At 71.2% G+C, this 18,685-nt stretch carries 14 protein-coding genes and 1 pseudogene; 8 read left to right on the forward strand and 7 right to left on the reverse strand.

Going from position 1 to position 18,685, the window contains the following annotated elements; all coding sequences use genetic code 11:
* Positions 1-3 precede the first annotated feature (3 nt).
* The 5 genes from AB0D27_RS30905 (at position 4) to AB0D27_RS30925 (ending at position 4,975) form a co-directional block, all read left to right on the forward strand.
* The gene (locus tag AB0D27_RS30905) at positions 4-1,794 is read left to right on the forward strand and encodes a cytochrome c biogenesis protein ResB (protein WP_362515398.1); all 1,791 of its coding nucleotides are present in this window, start codon (positions 4-6) and stop codon (positions 1,792-1,794) included.
* A 71-nt stretch (positions 1,795-1,865) separates the two neighbouring features.
* Entirely contained in the window at positions 1,866-2,906 is a 1,041-nt protein-coding gene (ccsB, locus tag AB0D27_RS30910; protein ID WP_362515445.1) for a c-type cytochrome biogenesis protein CcsB, read from the forward strand.
* Between the two features lie 103 nt (positions 2,907-3,009).
* Positions 3,010-3,612 (forward strand): RNA polymerase sigma factor, encoded by a 603-nt coding sequence (locus AB0D27_RS30915; protein ID WP_362515446.1) that lies wholly within the window; start codon positions 3,010-3,012, stop codon positions 3,610-3,612.
* Positions 3,609-4,532 carry a CU044_5270 family protein gene (locus AB0D27_RS30920; protein ID WP_362515400.1) on the forward strand — a complete coding sequence of 308 codons (924 nt, stop codon included), beginning with the start codon at positions 3,609-3,611 and terminating at the stop codon, positions 4,530-4,532. The genes AB0D27_RS30915 and AB0D27_RS30920 overlap by 4 nt, the downstream gene beginning before the upstream one ends.
* A 38-nt stretch (positions 4,533-4,570) precedes the next feature.
* Positions 4,571-4,975: an SRPBCC domain-containing protein gene (locus tag AB0D27_RS30925; RefSeq protein WP_362515402.1), complete on the forward strand. Its 405-nt coding sequence runs from the start codon at positions 4,571-4,573 to the stop codon at positions 4,973-4,975.
* A 58-nt stretch (positions 4,976-5,033) separates the two neighbouring features.
* Here the strand turns inward: AB0D27_RS30925 and AB0D27_RS30930 are convergent, their stop codons facing one another.
* Positions 5,034-7,508: a SpoIIE family protein phosphatase gene (locus AB0D27_RS30930; protein ID WP_362515404.1), complete on the reverse strand. Its 2,475-nt coding sequence runs from the start codon at positions 7,506-7,508 to the stop codon at positions 5,034-5,036.
* A gap of 226 nt (positions 7,509-7,734) precedes the next feature.
* On the opposite strand from AB0D27_RS30930, the pseudogene AB0D27_RS30935 reads away from it, so the two are divergent.
* Positions 7,735-8,730: pseudogene (locus tag AB0D27_RS30935) on the forward strand (GAF domain-containing protein); the annotation flags it as partial.
* A gap of 52 nt (positions 8,731-8,782) precedes the next feature.
* Here AB0D27_RS30935 and AB0D27_RS30940 read toward each other — a convergent pair.
* From AB0D27_RS30940 to AB0D27_RS30955, 4 genes are all read right to left on the reverse strand, one after another.
* Positions 8,783-10,327: an ABC transporter substrate-binding protein gene (locus AB0D27_RS30940; RefSeq protein WP_362515405.1), complete on the reverse strand. Its 1,545-nt coding sequence runs from the start codon at positions 10,325-10,327 to the stop codon at positions 8,783-8,785.
* Positions 10,327-12,453, reverse strand: coding sequence for a hypothetical protein (locus AB0D27_RS30945; protein WP_362515407.1), 2,127 nt, complete (start codon positions 12,451-12,453; stop codon positions 10,327-10,329). The genes AB0D27_RS30940 and AB0D27_RS30945 overlap by 1 nt, the downstream gene beginning before the upstream one ends.
* Positions 12,454-12,581: 128 nt before the next feature.
* A complete protein-coding gene (locus tag AB0D27_RS30950; RefSeq protein WP_362515409.1) occupies positions 12,582-13,580 on the reverse strand; it encodes a 2-oxoglutarate and iron-dependent oxygenase domain-containing protein in 999 nt (332 codons plus the stop codon).
* Positions 13,573-14,031 carry a nucleoside deaminase gene (locus AB0D27_RS30955; RefSeq protein WP_362515411.1) on the reverse strand — a complete coding sequence of 153 codons (459 nt, stop codon included), beginning with the start codon at positions 14,029-14,031 and terminating at the stop codon, positions 13,573-13,575. The genes AB0D27_RS30950 and AB0D27_RS30955 overlap by 8 nt, the downstream gene beginning before the upstream one ends.
* Before the next feature lie 146 nt (positions 14,032-14,177).
* On the opposite strand from AB0D27_RS30955, the gene AB0D27_RS30960 reads away from it, so the two are divergent.
* Positions 14,178-15,815 (forward strand): PucR family transcriptional regulator ligand-binding domain-containing protein, encoded by a 1,638-nt coding sequence (locus AB0D27_RS30960; protein WP_362515413.1) that lies wholly within the window; start codon positions 14,178-14,180, stop codon positions 15,813-15,815.
* A gap of 3 nt (positions 15,816-15,818) precedes the next feature.
* Here the strand turns inward: AB0D27_RS30960 and AB0D27_RS30965 are convergent, their stop codons facing one another.
* Positions 15,819-16,913, reverse strand: a complete 1,095-nt coding sequence (locus AB0D27_RS30965) for an abortive phage infection protein (RefSeq protein WP_362515415.1) — start codon at positions 16,911-16,913, stop codon at positions 15,819-15,821.
* Positions 16,914-17,241: 328 nt separating this feature from the next.
* On the opposite strand from AB0D27_RS30965, the gene AB0D27_RS30970 reads away from it, so the two are divergent.
* Positions 17,242-17,646 (forward strand): hypothetical protein, encoded by a 405-nt coding sequence (locus AB0D27_RS30970; RefSeq protein WP_362515417.1) that lies wholly within the window; start codon positions 17,242-17,244, stop codon positions 17,644-17,646.
* 15 nt (positions 17,647-17,661) lie between these two features.
* On the opposite strand, the gene AB0D27_RS30975 is transcribed toward AB0D27_RS30970, so the two are convergent.
* On the reverse strand, positions 17,662-18,636 hold the full coding sequence (locus tag AB0D27_RS30975; protein WP_362515418.1) for a zinc-binding dehydrogenase: 975 nt from the start codon (positions 18,634-18,636) through the stop codon (positions 17,662-17,664).
* Between the last annotated feature and the right edge of the window lie 49 nt (positions 18,637-18,685).

Here is an 18,685-nt window from a genome sequence, read left to right on the forward strand (position 1 = left end):
TCCATGGGCACGACCGATACCGACACCGGCAAGACGACGGAGTCCGCCACCGCTCAGGAGGCGCGCGCCGCCGAGGCCGATCTCGGGGCAGCCGGATCCCAACTGTCCACCGCCCCGGTGGAGACGGCCATGCCCGGCTCGTTCGGAGGAGTGCGAGGGCCCGGTGCCGCCGGGTGGCTGGCGTGGACCGGCCGGGAGGTCATCGGCTGGGCCCGCTGGTTCTGGCGGCAGCTGACGTCCATGCGGGTCGCGCTGATCCTGCTCTTCCTGCTGTCGCTCGGAGCGATCCCCGGCTCGCTGATCCCGCAGTCCGGGACCGACGCGCAGAAGGTGGCGGACTTCAGGAACGCGCACAGCGTGCTCGGGCCCGTCTGCGACAAGCTCGGGCTGTTCCACGTCTACAGCTCCGTGTGGTTCTCGGCGATCTACATCCTGCTGTTCGTCTCGCTCATCGGCTGCATCGTGCCGCGCACCTGGCAGTTCGTCGGGCAGCTGCGCGGCCGTCCGCCGGGCGCGCCCAAGCGGCTGACCCGGCTGCCCGCCTACGCGACCTGGCGCACCGACGCCGAGCCGGAGCAGGTCCGCGAGGTCGCCCTGAAGGTCCTCAAGCGGCGCCGGTTCCGGGCGCATCTCGACGGGGACGCCGTCGCCGCCGAGAAGGGCTATCTGCGCGAGACCGGCAACCTGCTCTTCCACATGGCACTGATCGTGATGCTCGTCGCCTTCGCCTGGGGCCAGCTCTTCAAGTCCGAGGGCAACAAGCTGATCGTCGAGGGCGACGGCTTCTCCAACGCGCTCTCGCAGTACGACGACTTCAAGTCCGGCAACCTCTTCAGCGACGACGACCTCACGCCGTTCAGCTTCAACCTGAAGAAGTTCACCGGCACCTACGAGCGGACCGGCCCCAACAAGGGCACCCCGCGCACCTTCCAGGCGGACATCACCTACAGCGTGGGCGCCTACGGCAAGGAGAAGAAGACCACCGTCAAGGTCAACGAGCCGCTGAAGATCGGCGACTCGAAGGTCTACCTCGTCAGCCACGGCTACGCGCCCGTCGTCACCGTCCGGGACGGCAAGGGCAACGTCGTCCTCCATCAGGCCGTGCCGATGCTGCCGCTCGACGCGAACGTCACCTCGCAGGGCGCCATCAAGGTCATGGACGGCTACCGGAACGGGCAGGGCCGCAGCGAACAGCTCGGCTTCGCCGCCTTCTTCGTGCCGACCTTCGCGGGAGCGGGCAAGGGAACGATGTTCTCCCAGTTCCCCGCGCTCGACTCCCCCGTGCTCGCGCTGTCCGGCTTCCACGGCAGCCTGGGGGTCGACTCGGGAATCCCGCAGAACGTGTATCAACTCGTCACCTCCAACATGAAGCAGTTCAAGGACGCGAAGGGCGACATCCTCAAGAAGAGGCTGCGGCCCGGGCAGACCATGAAGCTGCCGAACGGCGCCGGCTCGATCACCTTCGACAAGCAGATCAAGGAGTGGGCCGGCTTCCAGGTCACTCAGCAGCCCGGCAGTGACTGGGCGCTGATCGGGGCCTTCGCTGCGATCTTCGGCCTCGCCGGGTCGCTCTTCATCCAGCGCCGCCGCGTCTGGGTGCGGGCCACCACCGGCGCCGACGGCGTCACCGTCGTCGAGATGGCGGGCCTGGGCCGCAGCGAGTCCGCGAAGCTCCCCGAGGAACTGGGCGACCTGGCCGCGCTCGTGCACGAACAGGCGCCAACGAAGACCGACGGAGCCGACCCCGACGCCAAACCCCCCGTACCTGCCGCCGAAGGGGCTGAGAAGCAGTGACTCTCGCCACCGCAAGCCATCTCGCCAGCGCAACCGACCTGGCCACGGCCACCAACGAACACCTCGCCAACATGAGCAACACGCTGGTCTACTCCGCGATGGCCGTCTACACGCTGGCCTTCCTCGCGTACATCGCCGAGTGGCTCTTCGGCAGTCGCAGCAAGGTGGCCCGTACGGCCAACGCGCTCACCGCCACGAAGGCTGCGGCACAAGCACCCAAGGTGCAGGTCAAGGCGCAGGCCGGCACCACGGTCCTGGAGCGGCCGCAGGTCGTCACCCGGTCCGCGGTCGGCGCCCGGGACGTGCCCGACGGGCCCGGCGCGCACGGCGGCGACGAGCAGGGCGACCTCTACGGCCGTATCGCCGTGTCCCTCACCGCGCTCGCCTGGGCCGTCGAGGCGGCCGGTGTGATCGCCCGCGCTCTGTCGGTGCGGCGGGCGCCGTGGGGCAACATGTACGAGTTCAACATCACCTTCTCCACCGTGGCCGTCGCGGTGTTCCTCACGCTGCTCGCGCTGCGGAAGAACGTCCGCTGGCTCGGCCTCCCCCTGGTCACCACGGTCCTCCTCGATCTCGGTCTCGCCGTCACCGTCTTGTACACCGCTAGCGACCAATTGGTTCCCGCGCTGCACTCGTACTGGCTGTACATCCACGTCTCGACCGCGATCATCTGCGGCGCCGTCTTCTACGTGGGCGCCGTCGGCACGCTGCTCTACCTCTTCAAGGACTCGTACGAGAACAAGCTCGCGAGCGGCGGTCAGCCTGGCCGTTTCGCGACCTCCGTCATGGAGCGGCTGCCCGCCTCGGCCTCCCTCGACAAGTTCTCCTACCGCGTGAACGCCGCCGTCTTCCCGCTGTGGACGTTCACGATCATCGCGGGCGCGATCTGGGCGGGCGACGCCTGGGGCCGCTACTGGGGCTGGGACCCCAAGGAGACCTGGGCGTTCATCACCTGGGTCGCGTACGCCTGTTACCTGCACGCCCGCGCGACGGCCGGCTGGAAGGGCCGCAAGGCCGCCTACATCGCCCTGATCGCCTTCGGCTGCTGGCTGTTCAACTACTACGGCGTCAACATCTTCGTGAGCGGCAAGCACTCCTACAAGGGCTTCTAGCCGTAAGTCCTTCGCGACCGAGGCCGGTTCCTGTGACGTGAGTCACGGGAACCGGCCTTTGCCGTACGGACAGGGTGAGGGTGTGGAGACGACTCCGGGGACTCTGAGGAAACGCATCCGCGCGGGGGATCACGAGGCCTTCGGCGAGCTCTTCGACGCGTACGCGCGCTCCGTGTACAACCACGCCTACCGGCTCACCGGGGACTGGGCGCGGGCCGAGGACGTGGTGTCGCTGACCTTCCTGGACGCCTGGCGGCTGCGCGAGAAGCCCGACGAGGAAGGCGGCTCGCTGCGGCCCTGGCTGCTCGGCATCGCCACCAACGTCACGCGCAACACCCGCCGGGCGGCCCGAAGACACGCCGCCGCCGTCGCCCGGCTGCCCCGCGACGAGGCCACCCGCGACTTCGCCGACGAGGTCGCCGAGCGCCTCGACGATGCCGCGCGGCTGGCCCTCGTACAGGCGGCGCTCGCGAGGCTGCGGCGGGCCGAGCGGGAAGTGCTGGCCCTGTGTGTCTGGTCGGGGCTCGACTACGCGGCGGCGGCCGAGGCACTAGGGGTGCCCGTCGGCACCATACGGTCGCGGCTCTCCCGGGCCAGGACAAAGCTCGCGAAGCAGATGAAAAACACGGAACTGCCGCCAGTACGCGGACCGATGAAAGGTGACCGCACCACCGCGGTCGGGCCCATCAGGGAGGGAAACCGATGACCACACCCCCCGAACTTGCCGAGAAAGACCTTCCGCCGGGCCGGCACCGACTCCTCAAGGAGCATCTGATGACCGAGATCCGGCGAGAAGACCAGGCGACGGCCAAGGCCCCGGCGCGCGACAGGTGGCTGCGGCCCGCGATCGCCGCGGCAGCCGTCGCCGCCGTGGCCGCGACGGTCGTGATCGCGCTGCCGTCGTCGGGCGGGAAGAGCACCCCTGCCGCCTCCAAGGAGGCCACCGCGCTCCTGAGCAATATCGCGCTGGCGGCGGAACACGAGAAGGCGTCGGCCGTCCGCGACGACCAGTTCGTCTACATCGAGAGCAAGGTCGGCTACTCCGAGCAGGAGAACGACGGGCCGGCCCGGGTCGCGCCGGTCCACGAGCGGGAGATCTGGCTGTCGGTGGACGGCACGCGCACCGGTCTCCTGGAGGAGGGCCGGGGCCCCAACCAGCACCAGACGCTGGAGCCGGACACCCCCGGCAACCCCAGGAACACCAACTACCGCCACCTTCAGACCCTGCCGACCGACCCCGACAAGATGCTGGACTGGCTGCACAAGAACAGCGACGGCGGCAAGAGCGCGGACCAGAACACCTTCGTGCTCGTCGGCGACCTGGTGAGCGAGTCGCTGCTGCCGCCGGACGTCGCGGCGGCCCTGTTCCGGGCCGCCGCCAAGATCCCCGGGGTCGTCGTGGTCGCGGACGCCGTGGACGCGGCGGGCCGGCCCGGCGTGGCCGTCGCGCGGGCGGACAGCGGCACGCGCGAGGAGCTGATCTTCGACAGCAGGACGAGGCAGTACATCGGAGAGCGGGAGGTCGCCGTCGAGGACCTGGACAACGGCTTGAAGAAGGGGCAGACCACCGGGTCCAGCGCCATCCTGCGGCGCGACGTCGTCGACAAGGCCGGTCAGCGGCCGTAACGGGTGCACAACCCCCGCTTCCGGGCCACGCTGGTGTCATGACCGACCCCAGTCGAGCGATCGAAGAGGGCACCACCGAGACCCGGGGGGACGCGCACACCCTGCGCTACGTGCTGCGTCTTCCCCAGCCTGTGGAGAAGGTCTGGACGGCGCTGGCCACCCCTGACGGGCTACGGGGGTGGCTGGCCACCGCCGAGGTGTTCGAGCCGAGGCTCGGCGGGGCCGTCAGCCTGCGCGGGCTGGGCGGCGGGCGGATCACCGCCTGGGATGTGGAGCGGGTCGCCGAGTACAGCACGGAGGGGCGCGGGCGGGTGCGGTTCCATCTGGAGCCCGGGGCGCCGGAGGGGACCACGGTCCGCTTCACCCACGAGTTCGAGGGGGAGCTGCGGGACCCCGGCTGGCGGGCCCGCTTCGAACGCCTGCTCAAAGCGCTGAACGCCTAGCCGGCTAGGGCGAATCCGGCGGCGCTCACCCCACAGAACGCGGTGGAGGAATGCTCGTTCAGTCTGCCTGGAGAATCTCCTGCTCGGCCCAGATGATCTTCCCCTCCGTCGTGTACCGAGCACCCCAGCGATGGGCGAGCTGAGCGACCAGGAAGAGCCCACGGCCGCCTTCGTCCATGCTGCGGGCATGCCTCAGTCGCGGGGCGGTGCTGCTGGCGTCGGAGACTTCGCAGGTCAGGCGCGAGTCCCGGAGCAGTCGCAGCCGTATGGGCGGTGCGGCATAGCGAATGGCATTGGTGACCAGCTCGCTCACGATGAGTTCCGTCGTCATGGCCAGGTCCCCGAAACCCCAGGCCTCCACCTGGCGGGTCGCCTGCGCGCGGACGTCGCCAACGGCGGCCGGGTCCGCGGGCACATGCCACGAGGCAACATGGTCGGCGTCCAAGGCGTGTGTCCGCGCCAGAAGAAGGGCGATGTCGTCGGGCTGGGGCACGGGCACGAGCTGCTGCACGGCGGAGGTGCACAGCGTTGCAAGGTCGCAGTCGGACCGGGTCAGCAGGGCGCCGAGTCGGGACATGCCCAGCTCCACGTCGTAGTCCGGTCCCTCGATGAGACCGTCGGTGTAGAGACCGAACAGGCTGTTCTCGGCAAGCTCGATCTCCGCGGCCTCGAACGCCATCCCGCCCAGCCCGAGCGGAGGCCCGGCGGGGATTGTGGGGAAGTACGCCTGTCCGCCGGGTGCGACGACCACAGGCGGCGGATGTCCGGCCCGGGCCATCGAGCAGCGTCGTGTGACCGGGTCGTAGACGGCGTACAGACAGGTCGCCCCGAGGAAGGTCGTCACGCTCCTGTCGGCCGCGTCGCCGCCGTCGGTCTCCTCCTCGTCCAGCCGCAGCACGATGTCGTCCAGGTGAGCCAGCAGTTCGTCGGGACGCATCTCCATGTCGGCGAGGGTCTGAACCGCGGTACGCAGTCGGCCCATGGACGCCGCGGCGGCGATGCCATGGCCCACCACGTCTCCGATGACCAGGCCCACACGGGCACCGGACAGCGGGATCACGTCGAACCAGTCGCCGCCGACCCCGCCTGTCGCGTCCGCCGGCAGATAGTTCGAGGCCACCTCCAGCGCCGTTCCGCCCGTGAGCGCGTGCGGCAGCAGACTGCGCTGCAGAGTGACAGCCGCCGTGTGTTCCCTGGTGTAGCGGCGGGCGTTGTCGACGCACAGCGCTGCCCGTGCCACCAGCTCCTGGGCGATCAGGGCATCGTCGGGTTGAAAGGAGATGGGGTTGAGGGACCGCGCGAACGTGGCGAGGCCCAGGGCCGTGTTCCGCGCCCGCATCGGCACCGAGATGAGGGAGTGCAGCCCGAACTCGCGGATACTGGCCGCTCTCGCGGGCTGTACGGCAAGCCACAGCTCGTCGGCCGGGTCGAGGACCGGGATGAGGACCGGCTCGCCGCTGATGAGCAGATCCATGCCGTGCGGCGGAGGGAGGAAGTCCACCCTCTCCCCGATCTGCGCCACGGCCTCCGGGCAGCCCTCTCGCACGGAACTCATCCCGGCGCGACGCATCACCGGTGTGGCGGGTGCCGGTCCCGCGTCGGTCAGCCACGTTCCGTGCCCCTGCGTGCTGAGGACAGGTTCCAGCAGGTCGACGATGACGAAGTCCGCGAAACGCGGAACAGCGAAGTCGGCGAGCTCCTGAGCGGTCCGCATCACGTCAAGGGTGCCGCCGATACGGGTCCCCGCCTCGTTGACCAGCGACAGGAGCTGGCGGGCGTTCCACCGCTCGGTGACGTCCGAAACCATGTAGCAGACCCCGGTGACGGAGTTGTCGGCGTCCACCAAGGGGAAGAACGAGGTGGAGTAGGCGTGTTGGCGGTGTGGATCCGCCCAACTCCATCCCACGTACTCGTAGTCGGTCACCGGAATTCCGGTGACCAGGACCTTACGCATCAGTCCCTCGATGGTCTCCGCCTGCAGCCCGGGCAGCAGCTCGCTCAGACGACGCCCCAGCCGCTGCTCGCGGGGCACACCACCGAAGCGTTCCAAGGTGTCGTTCAGCCACACGTAGCGCAGTTGCAGGTCCATCACCGCCATGCCGACCGGCGAGCGGGTCAGGAACCCGTCCAGGACGGACTGGCCCAGCGCCCATTGCCGCCTCTGCTCCCGCGCCGAGAGCAGGAAACACTCGTCCGGGCCGATACGGAAGGACGCGGAGACCCTCAGGTCGACGTCGATACGGTGGCCGTCGCGGTGCAGTACGGGGACGAGGCCGTTCCATCCCATGCCTGAGCGGCATCTCTCCGCGATGCCTTCCACGCGGACCGGATCCCCGGGCATCGCCAGCAGACGCGCGACAGAGCCACCAAGCACCTCGGGCGCCTGGTAGCCGAGCAGTGCTTCGGCGCCCCGGGTCCAGCCGATCACCACACCGCGCCCGGACACCACCGCTGCCGCGTCGGAGGACGCGTCGAAAAGCTCGCGCGGGCCTGGCGACGTAGGCGCATCGGAACCGTCTTGCGCAGAATTCATTGATCCCATCCTCTACACAACCATGGTCCTGCTAGTCCGTACGATCTGCACGGTCCCCGCGTCTCCCACTTGCCTCACTGCGACTCGCCACGCCACGCGCCGCGGCTGGGTAGCGCAGAGGGCCGCGGCCGGAGGGAGCGTGGGAGTACCGGTCGTCGGAACCCGGGCGTGGGGGGATGCCGACAGAGGTCGCCATGCTCTGCCGACCGGTGGAGGAGGTTCTGCGATGACGGACGAATCCTTCCCGTCCAACGGCGACGAGTACGGCCCCGATCCATCCCGGCCGATTGGCCTGCTGGACGTGCTGAGTGTGGCCGCAGTGGTCGTGGACGCCGACGGGCGCATCGTGTTCTGGACCCGCAGGCCGAGGAGCTCTTTGGCTACATCGCGGATGAGGCCCTCGGCAAGTACGCGGCGCGGCTGCTGATCCACGCCGAGCACCTGCGGGCCGTCGCTCGTCTGTTCGCGGAGGTGCTGGAGACCGGCAGAAGCTGGGCGGGCGCCTTTCCCATCCGGCACAAGGACGGCGGCAGCCGTCTCGCGGCAGCCGTCTCATGGAGCCCGCACCATGCGGCTGCTGGACGACCTCGGAGATGTCTACGTCCTGGGCATCGCGGCCCACCACACCTTGCTCCAGCGCGTCGAGACCGACCTGGCCCTGCGGCTGATCAACCAGTCCCCCATCGGTCTCGCGCCGTGGACGTCCTCGACTCGGCCTTGGCCTGCAATCGTAGGCGCAGACCGGACAACGGTCCGGAGCTCGGCCACTTCGTGGGCGGCCTGCTCCACCTCCCGGGTGGTGCCCACACGGGTGGACGCTCTTCCGCGCCTCGCCCTCAGAGCGGCCCATCCCACCGTGGCCTGCGTGCAGCCGACGCTCCCGGCGACCTCGCCGCCTATGACGGCGACCGCCTGGTCAGCCTGTGTGTGCACACTGGCCGGCCGGTCCTGGTGCGCCAGTCGGCGACCACGATCTGCCGCGCATCGTTCGTAACGCCGAGGCCACCACGCTCCTTGCCCGGGCCGGCGTCCACTCCTGTCTCGCCGTACCGTTGATCGCCCATGGCGAGGTGCTGGGTGCGCTCGACTCAAGCGCACCCGCAACCCGCTCCCGTTCGACGAGGACGATGTCGTCCTCGCCAGTGAGCCGGTCAGCCGCGCCGACGTGGCCATCGACAACGCCCGCTGGTTCCAGAGCGTGCGCAACACCGCCCTCACCCTCGCCGCGCCGGAGGACCCGTCGTGAGGATCGACTGGCCAGGGCCTGTCCGGCGCTAGCTCGGCGGCAGGCACTCCTTCGCCGGTGGCTTCCCCTCCGGCCAGGCGATCTTCACGAAGCGGGTGCGGCTGTCGGGGGTCAGTTCCACGATCGGCACGGCCTTGTCGTACGGATTGCCGTGGGCGTCCAGACAGATCCACCCGCTCGCCCCGTTGACCCGCAGCTGCTTGCCCTTCACCTGCGGCCACTGGAGGCCGACGTCCGCGAGCGCCGGGATCTTCCCGGTCGGCGACGCCCCGCGGATGCCGTGCACGGCGAGCCGCATGGCGTCGTATGCGATGATCAGCTGCCCGTCGGTCAGGTCGACCTTGCCGACGGGACCGACCGGTTCCCGCGCGGCGCTGTCCAGCAGCTGCTGGAGCACCTTCGCGTCGGCCGCGCTGCCGCCGGTCTTCGCGGTGTCCTTCAGCCAGGCGTCCGGATGGGCGAGCGCCGTGTAGCGGACGGACAGCAGCGGGTCCTTGAGGGCGGTCGGGTCGAGGTCCTTGTCCCCGGCGAGGTAGGAGCCCTCGTCGCCGGTGAGCAGGGTGAAGCGGCGGTCGACGCACCCCCGGGCACCCAACGCGTTGATGAACTGGCGCAGTTGGGTGTGCCGGCCCGCGAAGAGGATGGTGTCCGTGCCCTTCGGCGTGTTGCACAGGATGTTGGTGATCTGCGCGAAGACGTTGGCGGTGCTGCCCTCCTTGCTGCGGTCGGCGGGCGGGGTGAACGGCTGGGCCTCGTAGCGCGCGCCCTTGAGCATCTTCTCGAAGGAGTTCTGCAGTGTGCGCGTGTACGGGTCGCCCGTGCGGTCGTAGACCAGGAACGCGTTGGCGGCCGACACCTTGGCGAACGAGGCGAGGGCGCGGGCCTCGTCGGTGTTGGTGGGGGAGACGCGGGCGAGCCCCGGGAAGGGGTCCTTGCCGTTCTGCCCGTTGGCGAGGTCGTCCGCCGTGATGGAGCTCCCTATCACCGGGATGCCGCGCCGAGTCAGCTCCCGCACCGCCTTGGTGTTGTTGTCGGTGCTCAGGCCGACCCCCGTCACCGCGCGCAGCCGGTCGGCGCCCTTCGTCATGCGCTCCAGCTGGTCGACCGTGTGCTGCCAATGCGCCCCTGTGGCACCCGGGTTGGCGAGCACCAGCCTGATCTTCGGCTTCAGCCCCGTGGTGTCGTGGTTGGCCTGGTACTGGGCCAGATAGGCGCCCTGGAGCTCGTGCAGCACATCCCCCAGGTTGTCCGCGTCGGTCGCCGTGAAGGGCTCGAGCAGGGCGACGGTGACGTAACTGCCGGGCGCCAGGCGGTGGTTCTCGCGGTTGATCGCCCGTACGGTGTCGGCGAACTGGGGACGGCCGAAGGCGTACGTCGTCCACGAGACGCCCACGCACTCGTCGCCGCCCTTCGGCTTGACGACCCCCGGCGCACAGGACCGGTCCTCCTTCGTGGCCGTCATGCCTCCCCACACGCCGAGCGCCGCGAGGACGGCTGCCAGCGTCAGCGCGACATACCGGCGGAAACGAATCTCCCACACGTCCTCGCGCAGCCACGTCCACACACGCGCCATCACCGGCCCCCGTCCCCGTTCTCGTCGTCGTCACCCGGGACGCGGAAGGGCCGGCCGGCCAGGGCGTCCGACGGCCAGTCCCGCGAGGCCCGCCACAGCAGGGCGTTGCCCGCGGGCCGCAGATTCGACAGCTGCTCCAGCTCGAAACGCAGCCGCTCGGTCACCTTCGGGTCGGGCAGCACCAGCGGATCCGTCAGCTGCCACACGGCGTGCAGTAATCGCCGTACCCGTAGGTGCAGTACGGCGTCCACGCTGTCCGGGGGCTGCAGCGCCGCGTCCGTGTGCCCGAGCGCCACGGAGGCCCGGTGATCGTGGCCGTCGAAGTCCCGGCCGTCCGGATCGTGCGCGTGGTAGTACGGCGCGGAGGCGATGAAGACCAGGGACGTCAGCCAGTCGCGGGTGTCGGTGCGCGGGAAGGCGTCGCGAAGATGCGCCACCGCGAAATCCGGCTTGCCGAGGGCGAGTTCGTGGTGCAGCCGGTAGCGGGCGCCGTCCTGCGGGGCCGGGTCGCCTGAGTCCTGGTAGTGGTCGATGAGGGTGCGGTGCACGGCCCGCCACCGCTCGTGGTCCCGGTCGCCGTGGTGCAGCCGCAGCAGAAGCAGGGCGCGCAGGAACGGGTCCCCGACGAACTGTCCGGCCGCCGTGGCCCAGCCCTCCTCCGCGAGCCGCTCCTCCAGGTCCAGGACGCCCGACGCACCGAAGTCGTCCGGGAGCTGCGCCTCGGCGAGCGCGCACGCCGAGTCGCGGTCGTGGGCCGCGGCGAGCACGGTCAGCTCGTCGAGACGGCCGCCGGGCACGAGCCGGTCGAGGAGCTCCTGATAGGCCGGGCGGCCGTCGTGGTCCTCGTGGACGCAGACGTCGGCGGTGAGCAACTCGCCCAGGGATGCCGCGCCTCGGGGAAGATTCTGCTGGGCCGACTCGGCGAGCAGGGTGATGCCGAGCGGGCTGCCGCCGGTCAGCCGGTGGGTGGCGTGCGGGAGTTGCGGCGGGACCACCACCAGACCCGCCGGGCCCGGGCCTGCAGCCGCGGTGTCCACGATGTGCAGCGTGTCGTCGGGTGTCAGCGGCGGCAGCGAGACGAGCAGCGCCCGCGAGGACGGTGAGGTGCCCGGCGTCCAGCCGGTCTCCCGGGCGGTCTCGGGCAGCGTACGGCGGCCCGCGTTGCGCAGGGCGGGGTGCGTGTACCCGCGGAGAGCGGCGAAGAAGACGACCTGGTCGGCGATGCCGTCGGCGCGGTCACGCAGGACCGGCTCCAGCAGACCGAGGCCCGCCGGCTCCTGCACGTTGTCGATCAGCACGACAGGGCGGCCCCGCCGGTGCGAGCGCTGCACGACCCCCGCGTACGCGTCGTCGAGGTCGGCCAGCAGGGCCCGTACGAGATAGCGCTCGGCGTGTCTGCGCGAGTCGCCGCCCGCCCGGAAGTGACGGGAGAGAAGGATCAGCGCGAGCTTGGGACTGCCGCCCGCGTTCGGATAGTCCCGGTACCAGGTGGCGGCCTTGCGCAGCCGGCGGTGCGCCGGGGCGATGCCCTCCGCGAACGCCTCCAGGGTCGCCTCGATGATCGGCTCGACCACCGGACCCGTACCGCTCATCGACGCGACGAGCTTGGAGATCACCTTGCTCACCCAGCGGCCCGCGAACCCCGACAGCCACGAGTCGGTCTCGTTCAGCAGCAGGATCCGCTCGGCCTCCTGCCGGATGCGCGGCACATCGCGGTTGCTCCAGCCGCCCGCCGCCACGGCGAGCAGCCCCGACGCCAGCCGCGGAAAACCGATCCGCCCGGCACCCGTCACCGGCTCGGCGAGCTGCTCGGCGACCGTGGTGAGCGCCTGCCCCACCGGCGACCAGGCCTCCGCCGGCCGCTCGGCCGGCGGGGCGGCGAACTGCCGCTCCTCACCGTCGACCAGCGCGACCGGAGTGTGCCCGCGATACGCGGTGCGCACCTCGTGCAGCACGGCGCTCTTGCCGAGTCCGCGACCGCCCGCGAACACCACGAAGGGCAGCTCCCGCGCGTGCTCCTGCCCCGTCGCGCGCAGCTGGTACGGACGCAGGCCGACAAGCCGTGACGCGAGCCCGGGCGGATCGGTGTCGAACAGCGCCCCCCGGCCGTGCAGCCCTCTGTGCACCGCATCTCCCCCTGGCGCGGTCCGTCCCGATGTGCTGCTGTGAGGTGTATCAACACCAGTGTAAAAAGGGGGGGTTGGTTCGGGATAGGGCGCCTGGTGTCCGTTGGGTTACGAAAACTTACCGCCAGTCATCCGACCGTGATCGAGTCCAGCTTCTCGCGTAGATAAACATGAGAGTCGACGGGCGGGTACGCGACCCGGCCCACTGGTGCGGGTACGGACTCCACGAGCGTCCCCGGTGTGCACTCGCCGAAGTAGACGAGCGACATCAGCTCCTCGGCGGGCGCGTCGGCGGGTGGCGGGAGTACCCGGTGGCGTCCCGAGCGCCAGCGGTCGCCGGTCCAACGGGCCATCAGGTCACCGATGTTGATGGTGAACGCCTCCGGGTCGAAGGGGGCGTCCTCCCAGCCGCCCTCGTCGGTGAAGACCTGGAGGCCGCCCTTGCCGGCCTGCCGGTCGAGGATCGTGACCGTGCCGAAGTCGGTGTGGGGGCCGATGCGGAACTGGCCGGGCTCGGGTTCGCCGACGACCTCCGTGCCCGGGTACCAGTTGATGTTGAAACCGTACGTGGGATGGCTCATGTGCCGCGTGAAGAAGTCCGGCTCCAGACCGAGGGCCTCGCCGAGCAGGGCGAGCAGGTGGTTTTCCAGTTCTCCCATCCTCGTCAGGTACTCCTCGCAGAGCTTGTGGAGTTCCGGGGCTTCGGCGGGCCAGATGTTCGGCGCGTACCACTCCGCGTTGATCACGGGGTCCTCGAACGGCTCGTGCGTCGCGAAGGTCAGCGATTCCTTGAGGTCCGGCGGCGTCTGCGTACCCTCCGAGTAGCCGTTGGCCTCGGCGCCCGGGCCGAGCCAGCCGCGACCGCCGACCTGAGCGGCGTACGGCTGCTTCGACTCGGCGGGGAGGGTGAAGAAGGCGTGGGCGGCTTCCCGAATGCGGGTGCGGAGGCCTTGGTCGACGCCGTGGCCGGTGACCTGGAGGAAGCCAGCCGTTTGGAGGGCGTCGTCGACGGTGCGGGCGATCTTCGTACGGGCCTCGGGGGCGCCGTCCAGCCAGGGGCGCAGGTCGATGGTCGGGATGCGGGGGGTGCCGGCGCCGGAGCCGGGCGGGGTCTTGGTGTCACTCACCGATGTCCTCGTTCCACAGGGCCGGGTTGTTCTTGATGAAGTCGCGCATCATCGCGGCGCATTCGGGATCGTCGACGTGGACGATCTGTACGCCGTGCTCGGCGAGCCAGTCGTGGCCGCCGTGGAAGGTCTCCGCCTCGCCGACGACGACCCGGGAGATGCCGAACTGGCGGACCAGGCCGCTGCAGTACCAGCACGGCGAGAGGGTGGTCACCATGGTGGTACCCCGATACGTCCGCTGGCGTCCGGCGTCCCGGAAGGCCGCCGTCTCCGCGTGCGTGGAGGGGTCGTCGTCCTGGACGCGGCGGTTGTGGCCGCGGCCGAGGAGGGTGCCGTCGGCGCCGTACAGCGCGGCCCCGATGGGGATGCCGCCCTCGGCGAGGCCGGCGCGGGCCTCCGCGACGGCGGTGGCGAGCCACGCGCGTGCCTGTGCCTGATCGATGCGCTCCATGACTCCCACTCTCCTGTGGCCGAAACACGAGGGCAACGTGCGGAAAGTACTCTCCCGGCAACCCGCATCCGGACGAAGTGTCGGCCGCCCCGCCGGGAGGCGACATCCGGAGGAACTGTCGGCCCGACCGCCGGGAGGCGACGCGTATGACCGCACTGACCCTCCGGGAGATTCTGGCCCTCGAACCCGTCCACTGCGCCGAGCCCGAACTCCTCGCGGGCGAGAGTGCCCTGGACCGGCCCGTGCGGTGGGTGCACTCCAGCGAGGTGTACGAGGGCGCGAACTTCCTCGACGGCGGTGAGCTGCTCCTCACCAACGGCTTCGGGCTCGCCGACGCCGACGAGGGGACCCGGCGGCGGTACGTCCGTGAGCTGGCCGCGCGCGGTGCGGCCGGGCTCGCGGTGGAGGTCGGGCGGTCGCTGGTGCTGATGCCGGAGGAGGTGGTGGACGAGGCCCGGCGCCTCGGACTGCCGCTGCTCGCCCTGCACCGCGTCGTGCCCTTCGTCCGCATCACGGAGGCCGCGAACCGGGCGATCGTGGCGCGCGGCCTGTCGGGGCGGCGCGGTTGCGCCGTACGTCCCTGGGGCGACGACCACACGGCCGCGCTGCTGGCCGACCTCGCGGACGGCCAGCCCCTCAACCAGCCCGAGGTGGAGGCCCGCGCGGCACTCGCCGGATTCCACCCGGGCGCGGAGACGCGGCTGATCGGCGTGTCGGTGCACGGCGCGCGCGATCTGGGCGTGGTGGACCGCGCGGCCCGGGAACTGGGCGGGGTGGGGGTACTGCGGGCGGTGTTTCCGGGGGATGTGCTGGCGTTGGTGGCGATGACGGGGGCGGGCGCGGGCCTGGGGTCCCGGGCGGGGGCGCGGGGCGCGGTGGTGCGCGGCGGCGCGCGAGCCGGTGCCACGGCGCCCGGGGAGTTGGGTGGGAACGCTCAGCCCAGCGGGGCACCGGTGGCAGAAGCGCGCACGGCACAAAACGGGGGTGCGCGGGGTTCCGCGCCTGCTGCCCGAGGTGATGATGTCCATGGTTCGGCGCGTGGGGCTGGAATCGGGGGTGCGCGGGGTTCCGTACCTGCTGCGCGAGGTGGTGGTGTGCAGAGTTCGGTGCGTGCGGCTGGAGACGGTGGGGCTGAGGGTGTGGCGCGCGCTGCCGGGCGAGCCAGGGCCGCTCAGAGCGGTGCGCACGCCGGAGCGTGCTCCGGAAGCGCACGCGACCCCGTGCGCACCGTGCAGGACGCCTTCCGCGCCGCCGCCACCGAGCCCGGCCTGACCGTGGCCGTCGGGCACGCGGTCGCCGCGGGCAGCGGCTGGCTGCGCTGGAGCGAGACGCTGCGCGCGGCGCGTACGACGCTGGAGCTGGCGCTCACCGTGCCGCCCGCCGAACCGCCCACCGCGCAGGGCCCGCTGGTGACCTCGTCCCGTGCCCTCACGCTGGAACGCGAGCTGACGCGCGGCGGCGTGGACGCCCACCGCGACCGGCTCGCCCGGCTGGTCCAGCACACGCTGGGCGCCCTGCTGGACTGGGAGGCGGCGCACCCCAGCGACCTGGTCCGCACTCTCGAGGTCCATCTCCGGCACGGCTGCTCACCCACCCGCACGGCGGCGCTCCTCCACATCGGCCGCCAGTCCCTCTACCAGCGCCTGGAACGCATCGAGTCCCTGCTGGGCCTGGAAATCGACGACCCGGACCTGCTCGGCGAACTCCTCACGGCCCTGTGCGCCCACCGCATCGTGCGCGGGGCGCGGGTGGCGACGGGCGGGCGCCTGCGCACGGTGGCCTGACGGTCAGCAGCGTGACCGTCCGTACTGCCGGGCCAGCGCGTGGAAGGACTCCTTCGGCTCCCAGTGCCAACCCGAGGCCGGATCGCCCGGTCGGTCCTCGACCGGCTTCACGATGCCGTAGCTCGCCATGTCGAGGTCGTGGCGCGGGTCGCGGGGACGGTGCGGCGCGTCCGGGGTGACGAAGGTGTACGCCATCGCCGAGTACAGGCCCATCGACTCGAACACCGACAGCAGGTCCGTCAGATACGCGGCCTGGGTGCGCTCGCTGCGTACCAGCCCGGCCTTGATCTCGGGCGGCTCCTTCGTGTAGTCGACGACGTCCCAGCCCATGCCGCCCTGCTGCGGGGCGCCCTCGAAGGTGCAGCAGCCGAACTCCATGATGGCGACGGGCTTTCCGAAGCGGCGGAGGGCCCCGAGATCGCGGACGTACTCCTCACGCCGCCGGAAGTACCCGTAGTAATCGATGCCGACGAGGTCGAAGAGGCCCCAGTCGACGTCCTCGTCCTGTGCGGCGGCGTACGTCAGCCGGCCACCGAAGACGGACCGCCCGACCGCCGCCGCCCGCGCGGTGAACCGGTGCAGCCGGCGGGCCATCCGCACCGGGTCGAAGTTGCCCTTGAGGAGGTTCTCGACGCGCTCCTGTGCGTTCGCGCCGGGCACGATGCCCGGGACGTACAGCACGAACTCGCAGCCGACGCTGAGGTGGACCCCGGCGCCCTGCCGCCGCAGCCGCTCGGCGAACCGGCCCGTCTCCGCGAGGTGGTCGAGGATCTCCCGCTCCGGCACGTCGCCGAGGGTCGGTTCGAGCCAGACGTTCAGCCCGCGCTCCGCCGCCTCGGCCGCGGTCGCGGTGAGCCGTTCGACACCGGCGCCGGTGACCTTGACGGAGTCGGCGTGCAGGTCGTGGGCGATGGCGCGGACGTCCGCCCGCATCCGCGCGGCGCTCCACCCCGTGCCCTCCGCCACCTCGTAGACCACCCCCCGGTGCGACAGCCGGCCCGTCGCCTCGGCCCGGCCCGCCGCCCCCAGTGGCAGCACGGCCGCACCTCCGACCGCCGCCGCCATCCCCAGAAACCGTGCCCGACTGATCCCCTGCATCGCGCCTCCCCACGCCCGCTGTCGTGGCCCCCAGTCTGGGAAGCGGCCGCCCTTTCCGCCGTCCGCCGATGGTCTATGGCCGGGGGCCGAAGGTATGAAGTGGGCGCGCCTTAGGAAGCCGGCGGCCGGTTTCCTCGCCCCCGCCGCCCCTACCCTTCCCGTACCTGGGGGCTCCGCCCCCAGACCCCCGTATCGCGCTTCGCGCTCGTCCTCAAACGCCGGACGGGCTGACACCAGCTGGCTTTCGGGCGAGGAGGAAGGCCTGTGGGCCCTCGAACGCCCTTCGGAGCTGCTGTGGGGCCTCCTCGTCGACGGTACGGATCTGCGGGTGCATGCCGCCGACGCCACTCGTGACCTCTGGCGCCAGGAGAACGCGGAGGAGACCGAGGCCGAGCAGGAAGACTTCCTGCTCACCCAGCACGACGGCCTCGGCGTCTGCGAGGTCGGCGACCCCCTGCGCCACTTCCTCGGTGACCCCGCCCCCGAGCTCGCGGGCTACGGCACCGGCGCCACCCCCATCCTCGGCTGCTCCTGCGGCCTCTGGGGCTGCTGGCCCCTGCTGACGACCATCACCGCCACCCCGGCGACCGTCACCTGGTCCTCCTTCCGGCAGCCGTTCCGCAAGGAGTGGGGCGAGCTTCCCCTGGGCCCGTACGTCTTCGCCCGCCCCGCCTACGAAGCCGCGATCGCGCAGCCGGTCCGCCTCACCGAGGATCCGCTGCGTCGCGGGTAGGCGGGCGGCGCCCTCTCAGCCCGCCACCCGCAGCAGCAGCTTTCCCGTGCTGCTCCGCGTTCCCATCAGGCGGTGCGCCTCGCTCGCCTCCGTGAGGTCGAACTCCGCGGTGACCGGCAGGGACACGGTCCCGTCGACCACCGTCCCAAACGCCCTCTCGGCGATCGCACGCAGCTCACCGGGCGCCGTCTGCGCCAGGCCGAGGATGGAGAACCCGGCGACCGACAGACCCCTCGGATACAGCTCCGGCTGGCCCACCTTCCACGGCTCCGCCGAGCTGGCGTTGCCGAAGGAGACCAGGCGGCCGAAGGGGGCCAGGGAAGCGAGGCTGCCGCGGAGGGTCTCGCCGCCGACCGGGTCCAGGGCCAGGTCCACGCCGCGGCCGTCGGTGGCTGCCCGGACCTCGTCGGTGAAGGAGCCGACGAAGACCTCGTCGTAGCCGTGGTCGAGGGCGTATTTCGCCTTCGCCGCCGCCGAGACGACGCCGTACACCGCCCCGGCCCCCGCCGCCTTCGCCAGCTGCCCCAGTACCGTGCCGACTCCGCCCGCCGCGCCCTGCACGAGGACCGTCTCGCCCGGCTGGAGCCGGCCGACGGTGTGCAGGAGGGCGTACGCCGTCGGCAGGACCGTGGGGAGGGTGGCGCCGGTGCGCGGGTCGACGCCGTCCGGGAGCGGGAACACGGTCACCGCGTCGGCCACGACCACGTCCGCGTACGCGCCGCTCGCCGTCAGGGCGGCGACCTCCTGGCCGACCCGCAGGCCCGCCACGCCGTCGCCGAGGGCCCGCACCCGGCCCGAGACCTCAAGTCCCGGCCGGAAGGGGAGACTTGGCACACGGTAGCCCTCCGAGCGGGCCTTCAGGTCGGCGAAGTTCACGCCGGTGTATGCCACGTCGATGCTCACCTGCCCGGGCCCCGGCTCGGGGATCTCCGCCTCCACGACCTGGAGGACCTCCGGACCGCCGTACTCCTGGAACTCGATCGCGCGCATGGCACACCCCTGACGACTGCTCGACTGTTCAATCCAAAGCGAACACTCC

The organism is Streptomyces sp. NPDC048415 (assembly GCF_040651675.1).
Taxonomy (GTDB): Bacteria; Actinomycetota; Actinomycetes; order Streptomycetales; family Streptomycetaceae; genus Streptomyces.

What these genes read in the sequence shown, in the direction of transcription:
- AB0D27_RS30905 (WP_362515398.1), top strand. Translation starts at nt 4, where the DNA reads ATGGGCACGACCGATACCGACACCGGCAAGACGACGGAGTCCGCCACC.
- AB0D27_RS30965 (WP_362515415.1), bottom strand. Translation starts at nt 16,913, where the DNA reads ATGCAGGGGATCAGTCGGGCACGGTTTCTGGGGATGGCGGCGGCGGTC.
- ccsB (WP_362515445.1), top strand. Translation starts at nt 1,866, where the DNA reads ATGAGCAACACGCTGGTCTACTCCGCGATGGCCGTCTACACGCTGGCC.
- AB0D27_RS30940 (WP_362515405.1), bottom strand. Translation starts at nt 10,327, where the DNA reads ATGGCGCGTGTGTGGACGTGGCTGCGCGAGGACGTGTGGGAGATTCGT.
- AB0D27_RS30955 (WP_362515411.1), bottom strand. Translation starts at nt 14,031, where the DNA reads ATGGAGCGCATCGATCAGGCACAGGCACGCGCGTGGCTCGCCACCGCC.
- AB0D27_RS30960 (WP_362515413.1), top strand. Translation starts at nt 14,178, where the DNA reads ATGACCGCACTGACCCTCCGGGAGATTCTGGCCCTCGAACCCGTCCAC.
- AB0D27_RS30975 (WP_362515418.1), bottom strand. Translation starts at nt 18,636, where the DNA reads ATGCGCGCGATCGAGTTCCAGGAGTACGGCGGTCCGGAGGTCCTCCAG.
- AB0D27_RS30925 (WP_362515402.1), top strand. Translation starts at nt 4,571, where the DNA reads ATGACCGACCCCAGTCGAGCGATCGAAGAGGGCACCACCGAGACCCGG.
- AB0D27_RS30920 (WP_362515400.1), top strand. Translation starts at nt 3,609, where the DNA reads ATGACCACACCCCCCGAACTTGCCGAGAAAGACCTTCCGCCGGGCCGG.
- AB0D27_RS30930 (WP_362515404.1), bottom strand. Translation starts at nt 7,508, where the DNA reads ATGAATTCTGCGCAAGACGGTTCCGATGCGCCTACGTCGCCAGGCCCG.